This window comes from Ruegeria profundi, assembly GCF_001507545.1.
Lineage (GTDB): Bacteria > Pseudomonadota > Alphaproteobacteria > Rhodobacterales > Rhodobacteraceae > Ruegeria > Ruegeria profundi.
In genome coordinates this window covers 73,027-85,449 of record NZ_LQBP01000007.1, presented here as the reverse complement: position 1 = coordinate 85,449, position 12,423 = coordinate 73,027, and the positions used below count along the sequence as shown (strand labels likewise).

Below are 12,423 nucleotides of genomic sequence, written 5' to 3'. Positions count from 1 at the left end.
TAAAATAAATCCGACAAATTCGGCTGGTTAATGCCTATTTTGAGAAAAACTGGCTTATCGCGGCGCCGTGACGCAGCACCTCCTCGACCTGGGGCGTATAGCTTTCGCCGTCTTTATCGTGACGCTCTCCGGCGTGTAAAATCAATGGGGCGTGCAGACGAAACGCTGCTTTTCCGCCTTTTCTGGCGCGTAGAATCACCAATTCAGCAGAGCGACCTGCCCGCGCCGCCAATGGCAGAACTTCGACCGAGCCTAAGCGCCCCGCGCAGCCAGCCAACATGTCTGGCAGGCGGTCAGCCTTCTGAATCATGTGTAGATGGCCCCGCGGAGCCAGACGTCTGGCGGCCGTGTCAAACCACGTGTCCAGCGGTGTAACCTCTCCCAACGCGATACGCCGCCCCCGATCCGCCGCACCGCTATGTGCCCCGGCGCGGTAATAGGGCGGGTTAGCGATGACATGATCGAACTGGCGTTGTTTCAAATCCGCTGGAAGCGCGCTGAGGTCGGCCTTAACCACTTCTATCGGCAGGTTGTTTTCAGCTGCATTGCGACGCGCAAGATCGGCGTAGGACGGCTGCAACTCAACCCCGACACCTTTAGCGCCCGGCACGCGCGTCAACACACAAAGAATGGCAGCCCCTGCGCCGCAGCCAAGTTCCAGCACAGTGTGCGAGGACGTTGCCGGAACCGCAGCCGCCAAAAGCACTGGATCAACCCCTGCACGATAACCCGCACGCGGTTGCCACAGGCGCAATCGCCCGTTCAGAAAGTCGTTATACGTCAGGTCACTATCCTGGAATCGGCTCATCGGCCCAGCGGGATGTCATTGTCGCGCATGACCCGCTCTGCACGGGAAAGATCGTCGGTTCGCACCATCAGGCGGCGCGGAAAGATGCCAATGCCACCTTCGAGGATGCTCATATTTACGTCCATCTGAAAGCAGTCTATATCCTCACCCTCAAGAAGGGCAGAAGCAAAGGCCAGGATCGTCGGATCGGTGCTGCGCAAAAGTTCTTTCATGGGGATGGATGTAAGGGCAAGGTGCGCTGAAAGTCGAGCCTTGTATCAGGAGTGTGATGGATACCGACACGATCACGAAACCGCATGAGCGTCTTGCGGATCTTCTGACCAGCGAAATGGATGCGGTCAACACGCTGATCCGCACGCGTATGGCTTCGGAACATGCGCCGCGCATTCCCGAAGTGACCGCGCATTTGGTCGAGGCTGGCGGCAAGCGTCTGCGCCCAATGCTGACATTGGCAACGGCGCGCTTGTTCGGCTACTCGGGCGACCACCACATACGTCTGGCTGCGACGGTTGAATTCATTCACACGGCGACGCTGTTACATGACGACGTGGTCGACGAGAGCGCCCAGCGGCGCGGGCGCCCGACGGCGAACCTTTTGTGGGACAATAAATCCAGTGTTCTTGTTGGCGACTACCTGTTTTCCCGCAGCTTCCAATTGATGGTTGAAACCGGATCGCTGCGCGTTTTGGACATTTTGGCAAATGCATCGGCGACAATTGCCGAAGGCGAAGTGCTGCAGATGACTGCGGCCACCGATCTGGGCACGGATGAGGCTGTCTATTTACAAGTCGTGCGCGGCAAGACGGCGGCGCTGTTTTCAGCAGCAACCGAGGTGGGTGGCGTCATCGCCGGGGCGTCAGAGGATCAGGTCAAGGCTCTGTTTGAATATGGTGACGCCCTGGGCATCGCGTTCCAGATCGCTGACGATCTTCTGGACTATCAGGGCGATAGCAAAACCACCGGCAAGAATGTCGGGGATGATTTCCGCGAGCGTAAGTTGACGTTGCCGGTGATCAAGGCCGTAGCGCAAGCGACACCGGACGAATATGCCTTTTGGGAACGCACCATAAGCAGGGGGCGTCAAGACGAGGGTGACCTGGACCATGCGCTGGGTCTGATGGAAAAGTATGGCACGCTCGACGCCACAAGGTCAGACGCATTCAATTGGGCCGAGAAAGCGAAGGCGGCGCTGCAGGTACTGCCTGATCACGAAATCCGCACGCTACTGCGTGATCTGGCTGATTACGTGGTCGCGCGCCTTAATTAAGCTGCGCCGCGCGGCACCACCAGTCCGGGTGTGCTGCACCAATCTCGTAAGCCGCGAAATGCGCGTCTTTCATCGTGGGATACAGCGCGAAGCACGTCGACCCCGATCCTGACATGCGGGACAGCAGAGCGTGTTTCGTGTCGGACAATGCCTCAAGCACGCGGGCCACGTCAGGCGCTAACCCCGTTGTCGGCGGCTCAAGATCGTTGCGTTGATGCCGAAGCCATTCGGCACAATCCGCCGGGGCCTCAAATAATGGTATTTCCATGGGCATCGGCGGGTTTTCCCGGCTTTCGAGGGCTGAGAACACCGCGCCTGTCGGGATTTCGACGCCCGGATTGACCAAAAGGGCGGGCAAAGGCGGCAGTGTGACAGGGTCAAGCTGCTCGCCGATGCCTCGCATCCGGGTCGCCCGCGCCAGCCGACAGACCGGGACGTCCGCACCAAGTGACAACGCCGCCTCCGACGAGACGGACACACCCTGATCTGTCGCCATCCGCAGGGTCGCGGCAGCGTCAGATGACCCGCCACCGATACCGCCACCATGGGGAAGCACTTTGTTCAGGACGATATGCCCGGTCCAACCTGCGGCTTCGGCTGCTTTCCAAACAAGGTTCCGGCCGTCCACTGGCACCCCGGCTGCATGTTCCCCAATCACGGCCATCGATAGATCGGGACCCGGTGAGAATTCCAAGGTGTCACCGACATCGGCAAACACCACAAGCGAATCCAGCTCATGATACCCATTGGCCTGTTGACCGGTAACGTGCAGGGTCAGGTTTACCTTGGCGGGCGCAAAGGCCTTAGTTGCCATTTGCAACCTTCAACGGGTCGGCGCCTTCTTCGGCCAGAACCGCGTCCAGCCCAACTTCCAGCTTGCGGCGGATGCGTTCCGGGTCGGCCTCGCCATCTGTGTCAGCAGGATCGATGAACGAGAGGGCGCGCTTCCATTGGAATTCCGCTTCACGCGCGCGACCCACAGCCCAATACACATCACCCAGATGGTCGTTTACCACCGGATCGACCGGCATCAACTCGACCGCGCGCTCCATATGCTCGACCGCCTCATCGTACCGCCCCAGACGAAACAGGACCCACCCCAAGCTGTCGACGATATAGCCACTATCGGGCCGCGCGGCGACGGCACGTTCAATCATGTCCAACGCTTCGTCCAGCTTTTCCTGCCGTTCGACCAGCGAATAACCAAGATAATTCAGCACTTGAGGCTGATCCGGGTTCAGTTCCAGCGCGCGGCGAAAGTCTGCCTCTGCCTGGTCCCACTGCTTGAGCCGTTCATGCGATATTCCACGCGCATAGTGCAGGAACCAATTGCCGCCCGAGGTGTCTTCGGTCAATTCGATAGCACGGTTATATGACACAACAGCGCTTGAGTATTCCTCTTGCTGGCGCTGCAGATCCGCCAAGGCGACATGCACACTGGGCAGGTTCGGGTTCTGGCTGGCCAGAGATTGCAATACTTCGGCAGCGGCGTCCTTTTTGCCCGACCGGCTCAGAACTTCGGCCCGCCCAAGTTCGGCGACGTGGTAGTCATTGCTGCTTGCAGGCACCATTCGATAAACTTCCACCGCCAGATCATATTGCTCTAGCGCATCCAACAGCTCGGCACTCAGCAGGATCGCATCAACGTGGTCAGGGCGCAGGAAAACGGCAGTGCGTACAAACAACAGAACATAGTTCTGCGCCGCCTCGTTGCTCAGCGCGGCACCGACAGTAAAGAACACCTCGGCCATGCCATCCTGCGCGTTTTGGACATGGGTGAACGGCAGCCTGTCACCAGCGGTCAAACGGGCCACGTAGCTTTCGATAGACGGATCGCTGCCTGCGGTGAAAACGTCATTAAGAAACTGCAAGGCATCAGCGTTGCGATCCAGTTGTGACAGCACTTCGGCCCTGGCCAAAGCCGCGCGGCGCGAAAAGCGGGCGACCGCATTGTTGTTTGCGGCAAAAACCTCTTCCGCGCCTTCGAAATCGCCAACCGAGGCTAACGCCAACGCCTTGTGATACATTGCAAAATCGCGCAGCCCGTCTTCGGTCGAAACCGCGTCAAACTGCTCCATCGCGCTGGTCATGGCGCCGCGACCCATATGCGCCCAGCCTTGCATCAACCCGTCGACCAACGGTCCGACACCCTGCGTTTCTGGGTCTCGGGCCAGCAATTCGTCCAGTTTATCGTCTGCCACCAGATTGGCGGCAATCGCCATGCGGGCTGCCTGGCTATTCAGGCCGATATTCTCGATCACCTGCGCCACGGGAAGGGCGCGTTTTACCTCACCCAGGGCCAGCCGGGCGACAACAACGCTTTCTAAAAGCGCGGGATTTTCAGGATCGGCTTTCAGAGCCTGCGCATAGAACTTTTCGGCAGCCGCATAATCATTTTGGAAAATCGCCTGACGGCCCGCCAGATAGGCACCAGACCCCGTGTCCGCCACAGCCGGAAGCATAAATGACGAAATGAAAAGTGCTGCGACTGTTGCGCGACGAGCCAGAGAAAACACCAAAATACTGCCTTGTTAGTCTTATCTGCGAAACAAGCTAGGGCTTTGGCGGACAAGAGGCAATGGCGCAGCTTTCACGACGCCGCCACTGCCCGGTTTTCTGCTTACATGTTGGGATAATTCGGCCCATCCCCTCCCTGCGGCGTGGTCCAGGTGATGTTCTGGCTCGGGTCCTTGATATCGCATGTCTTGCAGTGAACACAGTTCTGAAAGTTGATCACAAACCGCGGATCACCGTCATCTTCGACCACCTCGTACACACCTGCCGGACAATAGCGCTGTGCCGGTTCATCGAACTTGGGCAGGTTGACTTTCACGGGCACCTCGGGGTCAGCCAGTCTCAGGTGACAAGGCTGGCTTTCTTCGTGGTTCGTCATCGCGAAAGAGACATTGGTCAGACGGTCGAATGACAGCGTGCCATCGGGTTTTGGATAGTCGATAGGCTGATGCTTGCTGGCATCCTCAGTTGCTTCGGCGTCATTCTTCCCGTGGCCCAATGTGCCCAGCAGCGAAAAGCCCAGCGTGTTGGTCCACATATCCATGCCGCCCAGCACCAGCGAGGCGGTGAGGCCATATTTCGACCACAGCGGTTTGACGTTGCGGACCTTTTTGAGATCGGCACCAATCGCTCCGGTGCGCACGTCAGTCTCATACGCGGACAGCTCATCACCCGACCGGTCGGCCTTGATGGCATCATAGGCGGCCTCTGCCGCGGCTTTACCCGACAGCATCGCGTTGTGATTGCCCTTGATGCGCGGCACGTTCACCATACCCGCCGAACACCCCAGCAGCGCCACACCCGGCGCAACCAGTTTGGGCATCGACTGATAGCCACCTTCGGTGATCGCCCGCGCACCATAGGCGACGCGCTTACCGCCCTTGAGCAGCTCGGCCACCATGGGGTGATGCTTGAACCGCTGGAATTCCATGTAGGGATACAGGTAAGGGTTTTTATAGTTCAGGTGGACCACGAAACCGACATAGACCTGATTATTTTCAAGGTGATAGATGAACGACCCGCCACCTGCGTTGCTGCCCAGCGGCCAGCCCATCGTGTGAGTGACCGAGCCTTCCTTGTGCTTGGCCGGGTCGATCTCCCAGATCTCTTTCATGCCGACGCCGTATTTCTGCGGCTCTTTGCCCGCCGACAGGTCGTATTTGGCAATGACTTCCTTGGACAGCGAACCGCGAACGCCCTCTGATAGGAAAACATACTTGCCGTGCAATTCCATGCCCGGCTCGGTATTCGGACCGATCGAGCCGTCAGCCTCAAGCCCGAACACACCTGCGACGACGCCTTTGACCTCGCCATTTTCGCCATACACCAGTTCCGAACACGCCATGCCGGGGAAGATTTCCACGCCCAGCTCCTCGGCCTGTTCTGCCATCCAGCGGCAGACATTCCCCATCGAGACGATGTAGTTGCCGTGGTTGTTCATCAGCGGTGGCATAGGGAAGTTCGGGATGCGGATTTGGCCCGCCTCACCCAGCATATAAAAATTGTCTTCATGCACCGGCACATTCAGCGGCGCGCCTTTTTCCTTCCAGTCGGGGATCAGTGCATCAAGCCCACACGGGTCAAGCACCGCGCCAGACAGGATATGCGCGCCCACTTCCGAACCCTTCTCAAGAACAACGACGTTCAGATCGGCATCCAGCTGCTTCAAACGGATGGCCGCAGACAGGCCTGCAGGGCCTGCACCCACGATCACCACGTCATATTCCATCGCTTCGCGTTCAATTTCGGCCATCGCGGGCTCCCTAGCTAACTTTCCGAATTGGCGCTTTTCACGCGCGGTCGGCGCAATTTTGTTTCACGGCTGATTACATGCTCTGAAAGACCTTGGTCAATCAAAACACGGCGTAACATTGCTGCTATGCGGCAGTTATGTCTCTGGCGCGTCCCCCATGAGATACCTGGGACCGCTGCCTTTCGATTTGGCGCGGTCATCGGGGTTGTAAAGTGCGCATTTGGGCAAGCTCAGGCAGCCACAGCCGATGCACCCATCCAAGTTATCGCGTAGCCGCGTCAGGGCAGCGATTCGCTGATCAAGGTGAGCGCGCAACTTTACACTGATATCCTTCCAGTCCTGCGGTGTCGGCGTGCGATTTCCGGGCAGATCGGTCAGAACTTTACGGATTTCCGGCAGTGACAGGCCGAACTGTTGGGCAATCATGATGAAGCTCAGTCGCCGGATGTCTGCGCGCTGGTACCTTCTTTGCCCACCGGCATTGCGCCAAGGCGCGATCAGGCCCTGCGCCTCATAGTACCGAATGGCCGAAACGGCCAATCCCGTTCGTTTTGCCAATGCGCCGATTGCCAGTCCCTCGGAAACTGCCATTTCACCCCTCAATAAATACCTTGACCTCAAGTGAGGTTTAGAAATTACGGTGAGTCGGGACAAGCCTCAAGACGAAAAAAGGAGATCCCATGATGGCAACGCTTGAACACACCAATTTCACGGTCCGCGATCCACAGGCGTCGGCCGCGTGGATGCATAAGGTTTTTGGGTGGAAAACACGCTGGGAAGGCCCGGCCATTGCGGGCGGCTACACCGTGCATGTGGGCAGCGCGCATACCTATCTTGCGCTCTATGCGCCCAGCGACCCAAAGCCTTCCGGCGAAAGCAGCTATGACATCGTCGGCGGGCTGAACCATGTGGGTGTTCTGGTCGAAGACATCGACGCCACCGAACAGAAAGTGAAAGACGCAGGTTTTGTTCCCAAGTCCCACGCGGACTATGAACCCGGCAAGCGGTTCTATTTCGACGATGACAATGGCATCGAATTCGAGGTCATAAGTTACAACTAGGCCGTATTCCGCGCGTTGCGCTTTCAAGCCCTCTTGCAATTCGTACTGCATTTGGGTCAGGTATTTAGCAACCCAACACATCGCCCCGACGCTTACCTTTTGCGGCGGGGCGCATCAATTTATGCGTGGACGGACAAGAACATGGAAAAGATTCCAATGACGCCTGCGGGCAATGCCGCGCTCGCGGCGGAACTGAAAAACCTGAAATCCGTTGAACGCCCTGCGATCATCGAGGCCATCGCAACGGCACGCGAACTGGGCGACCTCAAGGAAAACGCTGAATATCATTCGGCCCGTGAAAAGCAGGGCTTTATCGAAGGCCGCATCAAGGAACTTGAAGGCATCCTTTCATTGGCGGATGTGATCGATCCGGCCAAACTGTCCGGTGCAATCAAGTTCGGTGCCAAGGTAACGCTGGTCGATGAGGACACGGACGAGGAAAAGACCTGGCAGATCGTTGGTGAATATGAGGCCAACATCGAAAACGGCTTGCTGAACATCAGGTCCCCAATCGCCCGCGCCCTGATCGGCAAAGAAGAAGGCGACAGTGTCGAGGTGCGCACCCCCGGTGGTGTGCGGGCCTACGAAATCCTGACGATCGAGTACGTCTGACCGGAGTGCTCCTATGTCCGAGCCCACGCCCGAGCACGAAACTGAGCGCAAAACATCGCTGGGCATCTATGACAGGCCATCGCGACCGTCCGTAACGGGGATCGAGATCGTGGCGATAGCACTCAGCGTTCTATGGCTGATTGTATCGGTTGTATTTCTGGTGTTGCCTGACAAGGTTCAGGGCGGTGGCTTTGTGGTGACTTTGCTGGCGGTGTTCATGCCGGTGGCGATGATCTGGGTCGCCGCCACGGCCATGCGAGCCAGCCGCGTCATGCGTGAAGAAAGCGAACGGTTACAAACCGCGATTGACGCAATCCGCCAGGCGTATGTGGTGCAGCAGCAGCGCGCCGCCAGTTCCTATGAGCCGGCGGTCAGCAAAAAGCTGGACGAGATCGCCGAGACCGCAAAAAAGACCGAAACTGCGCTGGCCACGTTTTCCACCAAACGCACGGATCCCCCGCGCATGCCCGAGCCGCAAATCAAAGGCGATCAGACGTCTTTGGAACTGGGCACACAGGCCGAAGATCTCGCACCGCCGCTCAGCACCGAGGTTTTCATTCGTGCGTTGAACTTCCCTGAAACGCAGGACGATTCCGAAGGTTTCGACGCCCTGCGTCTGGCGCTGAAGGATCGCAAGGCAGCGCAATTGGTGCAGGCTTCGCAGGATGTTCTGACCCTGCTGAGCCAAGAGGGCATCTATATGGATGACCTGCGCCCAGATATGGCACGCCCAGAAATCTGGCGGCAGTTCGCACAGGGTGCGCGTGGCCGCTCGGTCGCGGCGCTTGGAGGGATCCGTGACCGATCCTCGCTGGCGCTGACGGCGGCAAGGATGAAGCAGGACCCGATCTTCCGCGATGCCGCGCATCATTTCCTGCGCCGCTTCGACCACATGATCGTCGATTTTGAGCCCGAGGCCAGTGACTCTGACCTGACCGCATTGGGGGAAACCCGCACCGCACGGGCGTTCATGTTGCTGGGACGCGTTGCAGGGACCTTCGACTAAAGCCCAAAACTGCTGTAGGGGATAAACCGGACCAGATCGCCCGGCTTGATGTGGCGCGCGCCGTCTTCGATTTCAACCAACCCCTCGGCCCAGCTGAGGCCACTGATCCGGCCTGATCCTTCGGAGGCAAACACCTCGGCCCGGCCATTCCTGACTCGGGCACGCAGATATTCGCGGCGCCCCGGTTTCTTTCGTTTTTCAAACGCGGCGGGCAGGTCGAACCCCTGCGGTTCTTGCCACCCCTCACCTGCCATCAGGCCCAGCGCGGGGCGCGCAAAGATCAACGTACAAACCATGGCCGCAACCGGGTTTCCGGGCAGGCCAAACACTGGCACCCCTTCCCACATACCCAGCGCCAGCGGACGCCCCGGTTTCAACGCGATCCTCCATTCCTGCATCGCGCCCGCCTCTCGCAACAGGGCCGAGACGTGATCCTCATCCCCAGCAGAGGCGCCACCGCTGGTCACGATCACATCCGCTTGTTTTGCGGCGCTGTTCAATCGGTCGCGCAGTGTTTCCCGGTCGTCCGGTACGCGGCCCAAGTCCACTGGTTGAAACCCCATGCGATCCATCAGCGCAATCAACATGGGGCGGTTTGCGTCGTATATCTGACCCGGGTTTGCGGTCCCTCCGGGTTCGATCAACTCGTCTCCGGTGGACAGAACCGCGACGCGCAGCGTCTTGCGCACCGGCACATCGGCAACCCCTGTCGCAGACAGCAGCGCCAGATCGGCTGGTGTCAACCTGCGCCCTGCGGTCAGAACCAAATCGCCCTCTGCCACGTCCTCACCTGCCCGGCGGGTGTTGGCACCCTGCTTCAACGGGCCGTGAAAGGCGATGTGATTGTCCTGAACGGTAACATCTTCTTCCAGAATAACCGTATCCACGCCTGCGGGCAGAGCTGCCCCCGTTAAGACTCGTAGCGCATGACCACCCGGCACCACCCCATCAAAAGGGATACCGGCCGCCGCACGCCCGTCACACAACGGCATGACCTGCGCACCCTCTGGTGCGGCACCGGCAAAACCGTATCCATCCACGGCCGTGTTGGGTTGAGGCGGGTTTGAACGTTTGGCAAAAACATCATCGGCCAGAATGCGCCCGCTGACCTGCATTACCGGCAGGCTTTCTGCTGCCGTCACCACCGTCAAACGTTCGCGCAACAGGCCCAGCGCTTCGTCAACCGGCGTCCAGTTTACCCCCGCTGGCAAGGCAAAACAGTCATTGCGCAAAGGGGGTGGCGCGATGTTCGGTTTGCGTTGTGACACTCCCAAAATCCAACCTTCCTCTGCTGCGCTGACATTAAGGTGCCGCGCCAAATCCTGTATCGGCATGCCCGCCAGCGACAGCGCGACCTGCTCGACCTGCCAGGCATCCTTGATCCGGCCTTCCGGCGCGGCCCCAAGGGTGAGCGAGGGCCAGATTTCCACGAACGCAACCGGAGTGTCCAGCACCTCGAACGGCCAAACCGCGACCTTTCCGGCAAAAGTGCGGCGCAGACGGGTCAGCACTGGCAGTCCAGTCATCATCTGACCGCCTACCGCGCCGGCCCCACCCATTTGCCAGCAGCTAAAGCTGCCCTTGGCTTCTGGTGCCAACTCAACACTGCGTCGCTCGGGAAACGGGGAGTGATAGTCAGCTTTCGTCTTCGGCAGACCGTTAATCTTACGCTTGAGACCATTGAACCAAAACGGTCCCTTGCCGCCAAAACGACAGTTGATCTCCCCGGCCAGATCGAACCGGTTGTTTGCTTTTGGCGAATCCTCGATCCGGTGTTCAAACCATTCCCATAGCCCAAGCGGATCGTCCGATCCGGTCAGAGCGCGGGCAAAGCCTTTGGGATAACCGAAAGGAAAATCAAACCCCAGGCACAGCCGCCGTTCAGCTTCAATTTCAGTTGTAATCAGATCGAGCAGCCATTGCTCTGCCAGCTCACGGTTTCTGAAATAGGTTGGCCCTTCGTCCGCTTTGCCCTGTCGCACGACACAGGCCCAAATCGCATCCTTACGCGGTCGGGGGCCGGTGTCGTTGCCACTGGACCAATCGACCATGGCAAAACTGTCGAAACCGATCACAAACCAACCTCATGCAAAATGAACTCTGCAATGGCCGGAGTGTCATTCAGGTCGAAAACAGGAAGGTCCAGCTCCAGCGGTGTATCACTGGCAACAGCGCGGATGGTGGAGTTTTCGGGCGCGATCAGAGGATTGTTAGCCTCGGCCCGAAACGCCTCGACCTTGGGGTGGGCTTCACGTTTGAACCCTTCGATGAGAACCAGATCCACGGGCAAAAGGCGCGCCAATAGTTCGTCCAGCGTAGGTTCGGCAGCGCCGCGCAACTCTTGCATGATCGCGACGCGTTGGCCCGAGGCCAAAAGAACCTCGGACGCCCCGGCGGTCCGGTGACGATAGCTGTCGGTGCCGGGCTGATCCACATCAACGCTGTGATGGGCGTGTTTCACGGTTGAGACGGTAAATCCGCGCCCGGTGATCTCGGCCACCAATCTCTCCATCAACCCGGTTTTGCCCGCATTTTTCCAACCGGTGACGCCATAAACCCTCATGCCTGCTCCAACAGTTTTTCCGCCAGCGCCAAATCCTCGGGTGTGTTGACGTTAAAAAAGGGATCGAACGGATCGGCTGAAAACAAGGCCTCGCGCCCGTTGTGACGATCCGTCCACAGCACGACTTTGCGCAGCCCGTCGTTCAGTGCATCGCGCAGATCGTCGCGTAGCGCCACGGGCCAAAGTCCGAATGTCGGGTGTCGATTGACGCCTCGGCTCCCACCAGATTTCAGCTCCTCATCCTCACGGCGCGGCGTGGTCGCCAGCACCAGCGGGTAACCCTGCCCTTCAGCGGCCTGGCACAGACACGCCACCAGATCACGCGGAAAAAACGGCGTATCAGCCGCTGCGGTCACGATGCGATCCGCCCCCTGCGAATGGGCCCAGTCAAGACCGGCGAGAACCCCTGCCAGAGGACCCGCATACCCTTCAATACTGTCTGGTACCACCGGAAGGCCCAGATCACGGAACCGCGCCGGATCGCCATTCGCGTTCAGCGCCAAACCTTCCACCTGTGGGGCCAAACGGTCGACAACGTGGCTCAGCAAGCTGCGACCACCGATTTGCAGCAGGCCTTTGTCTCCGCCTCCCATGCGGGTGGCCAGACCGCCTGCGAGTATGACGCCAAGAGGTTTGGTCATTCCTGCACCTTCATGCTGCGCGACGAGAAATCTGTCGCCCGCGTGTTGTAGATCGAACTTAATCCAATTGGAACGCAGTTGGATAAACGTGGTGCAGGACAATCAGCCACAGTTCCGAGTGCCATATGAGTTCCCTGCTCGGTCAGAATTACCGCCAAGAGCAGCGCAACAAGGTTGATCAGTTCCACAAAGCCCTCA

At 58.9% G+C, this 12,423-nt stretch carries 14 protein-coding genes; 4 read left to right on the top strand and 10 right to left on the bottom strand.

Annotated elements, in window-relative coordinates; translation table 11 throughout:
- Positions 1-34: 34 nt before the first annotated feature.
- Both AVO44_RS14120 and AVO44_RS14115 read right to left on the bottom strand, forming a co-directional pair.
- Positions 35-808, bottom strand: a complete 774-nt coding sequence (locus AVO44_RS14120) for a tRNA1(Val) (adenine(37)-N6)-methyltransferase (protein ID WP_068338059.1) — start codon at positions 806-808, stop codon at positions 35-37.
- Positions 805-1,020, bottom strand: a complete 216-nt coding sequence (locus tag AVO44_RS14115; RefSeq protein WP_068338058.1) for a putative signal transducing protein — start codon at positions 1,018-1,020, stop codon at positions 805-807. The genes AVO44_RS14120 and AVO44_RS14115 overlap by 4 nt, the downstream gene beginning before the upstream one ends.
- 56 nt (positions 1,021-1,076) lie before the next feature.
- Here AVO44_RS14115 and AVO44_RS14110 point away from each other — a divergent pair, with 56 nt between their 5' ends.
- On the top strand, positions 1,077-2,075 hold the full coding sequence (locus AVO44_RS14110) for a polyprenyl synthetase family protein (RefSeq protein WP_068338056.1): 999 nt from the start codon (positions 1,077-1,079) through the stop codon (positions 2,073-2,075).
- Here AVO44_RS14110 and AVO44_RS14105 read toward each other — a convergent pair.
- From AVO44_RS14105 to soxR, 4 genes are all read right to left on the bottom strand, one after another.
- A complete protein-coding gene (locus AVO44_RS14105) occupies positions 2,068-2,889 on the bottom strand; it encodes a 4-(cytidine 5'-diphospho)-2-C-methyl-D-erythritol kinase (RefSeq protein WP_068338054.1) in 822 nt (273 codons plus the stop codon). The two genes, AVO44_RS14110 and AVO44_RS14105, sit on opposite strands and share 8 nt — an antisense overlap.
- Entirely contained in the window at positions 2,879-4,537 is a 1,659-nt protein-coding gene (locus tag AVO44_RS14100) for a tetratricopeptide repeat protein (RefSeq protein ID WP_068338053.1), read from the bottom strand. Before AVO44_RS14100 ends, AVO44_RS14105 begins: the two co-directional genes overlap by 11 nt.
- A 158-nt stretch (positions 4,538-4,695) precedes the next feature.
- Complete coding sequence (locus AVO44_RS14095; RefSeq protein WP_068338052.1) at positions 4,696-6,342, bottom strand: electron transfer flavoprotein-ubiquinone oxidoreductase; 1,647 nt, start codon at positions 6,340-6,342, stop codon at positions 4,696-4,698.
- Between the two features lie 135 nt (positions 6,343-6,477).
- A complete protein-coding gene (gene soxR / locus AVO44_RS14090; protein ID WP_068338051.1) occupies positions 6,478-6,933 on the bottom strand; it encodes a redox-sensitive transcriptional activator SoxR in 456 nt (151 codons plus the stop codon).
- Between the two features lie 89 nt (positions 6,934-7,022).
- Between soxR and AVO44_RS14085 the strand changes: the two genes are divergently transcribed.
- The 3 genes from AVO44_RS14085 to AVO44_RS14075 all read left to right on the top strand — a co-directional run bounded on the left by AVO44_RS14085 (position 7,023) and on the right by AVO44_RS14075 (position 9,021).
- Entirely contained in the window at positions 7,023-7,403 is a 381-nt protein-coding gene (locus AVO44_RS14085) for a VOC family protein (RefSeq protein WP_068338050.1), read from the top strand.
- 141 nt (positions 7,404-7,544) lie between these two features.
- Entirely contained in the window at positions 7,545-8,015 is a 471-nt protein-coding gene (gene greA / locus AVO44_RS14080; protein WP_068338048.1) for a transcription elongation factor GreA, read from the top strand.
- Positions 8,016-8,028: 13 nt separating this feature from the next.
- Entirely contained in the window at positions 8,029-9,021 is a 993-nt protein-coding gene (locus tag AVO44_RS14075; protein ID WP_068338046.1) for a hypothetical protein, read from the top strand.
- On the opposite strand, the gene AVO44_RS14070 is transcribed toward AVO44_RS14075, so the two are convergent.
- The 4 genes from AVO44_RS14070 to AVO44_RS14055 are packed head-to-tail and all read right to left on the bottom strand — an operon-like array spanning position 9,018 to position 12,413.
- Entirely contained in the window at positions 9,018-11,072 is a 2,055-nt protein-coding gene (locus AVO44_RS14070) for a molybdopterin-binding protein (protein WP_205626549.1), read from the bottom strand. The genes AVO44_RS14075 and AVO44_RS14070 overlap by 4 nt on opposite strands.
- 20 nt (positions 11,073-11,092) lie before the next feature.
- The gene (gene mobB, locus AVO44_RS14065; RefSeq protein WP_068338044.1) at positions 11,093-11,584 is read right to left on the bottom strand and encodes a molybdopterin-guanine dinucleotide biosynthesis protein B; all 492 of its coding nucleotides are present in this window, start codon (positions 11,582-11,584) and stop codon (positions 11,093-11,095) included.
- Complete coding sequence (mobA, locus tag AVO44_RS14060) at positions 11,581-12,225, bottom strand: molybdenum cofactor guanylyltransferase MobA (RefSeq protein ID WP_068338042.1); 645 nt, start codon at positions 12,223-12,225, stop codon at positions 11,581-11,583. Before mobA ends, mobB begins: the two co-directional genes overlap by 4 nt.
- Complete coding sequence (locus AVO44_RS14055) at positions 12,222-12,413, bottom strand: hypothetical protein (protein ID WP_068338040.1); 192 nt, start codon at positions 12,411-12,413, stop codon at positions 12,222-12,224. Before AVO44_RS14055 ends, mobA begins: the two co-directional genes overlap by 4 nt.
- Positions 12,414-12,423: the final 10 nt, after the last annotated feature.

Coding starts and splice junctions, on each gene's coding strand:
- mobA (WP_068338042.1), bottom strand. CDS start 12,225: ATGACCAAACCTCTTGGCGTCATACTCGCAGGCGGTCTGGCCACCCGC.
- AVO44_RS14085 (WP_068338050.1), top strand. CDS start 7,023: ATGATGGCAACGCTTGAACACACCAATTTCACGGTCCGCGATCCACAG.
- greA (WP_068338048.1), top strand. CDS start 7,545: ATGGAAAAGATTCCAATGACGCCTGCGGGCAATGCCGCGCTCGCGGCG.
- AVO44_RS14070 (WP_205626549.1), bottom strand. CDS start 11,072: ATGGTCGATTGGTCCAGTGGCAACGACACCGGCCCCCGACCGCGTAAG.
- AVO44_RS14075 (WP_068338046.1), top strand. CDS start 8,029: ATGTCCGAGCCCACGCCCGAGCACGAAACTGAGCGCAAAACATCGCTG.
- soxR (WP_068338051.1), bottom strand. CDS start 6,933: ATGGCAGTTTCCGAGGGACTGGCAATCGGCGCATTGGCAAAACGAACG.
- AVO44_RS14100 (WP_068338053.1), bottom strand. CDS start 4,537: ATGCTTCCGGCTGTGGCGGACACGGGGTCTGGTGCCTATCTGGCGGGC.
- mobB (WP_068338044.1), bottom strand. CDS start 11,584: ATGAGGGTTTATGGCGTCACCGGTTGGAAAAATGCGGGCAAAACCGGG.
- AVO44_RS14095 (WP_068338052.1), bottom strand. CDS start 6,342: ATGGCCGAAATTGAACGCGAAGCGATGGAATATGACGTGGTGATCGTG.
- AVO44_RS14105 (WP_068338054.1), bottom strand. CDS start 2,889: ATGGCAACTAAGGCCTTTGCGCCCGCCAAGGTAAACCTGACCCTGCAC.
- AVO44_RS14120 (WP_068338059.1), bottom strand. CDS start 808: ATGAGCCGATTCCAGGATAGTGACCTGACGTATAACGACTTTCTGAAC.
- AVO44_RS14115 (WP_068338058.1), bottom strand. CDS start 1,020: ATGAAAGAACTTTTGCGCAGCACCGATCCGACGATCCTGGCCTTTGCT.
- AVO44_RS14110 (WP_068338056.1), top strand. CDS start 1,077: ATGGATACCGACACGATCACGAAACCGCATGAGCGTCTTGCGGATCTT.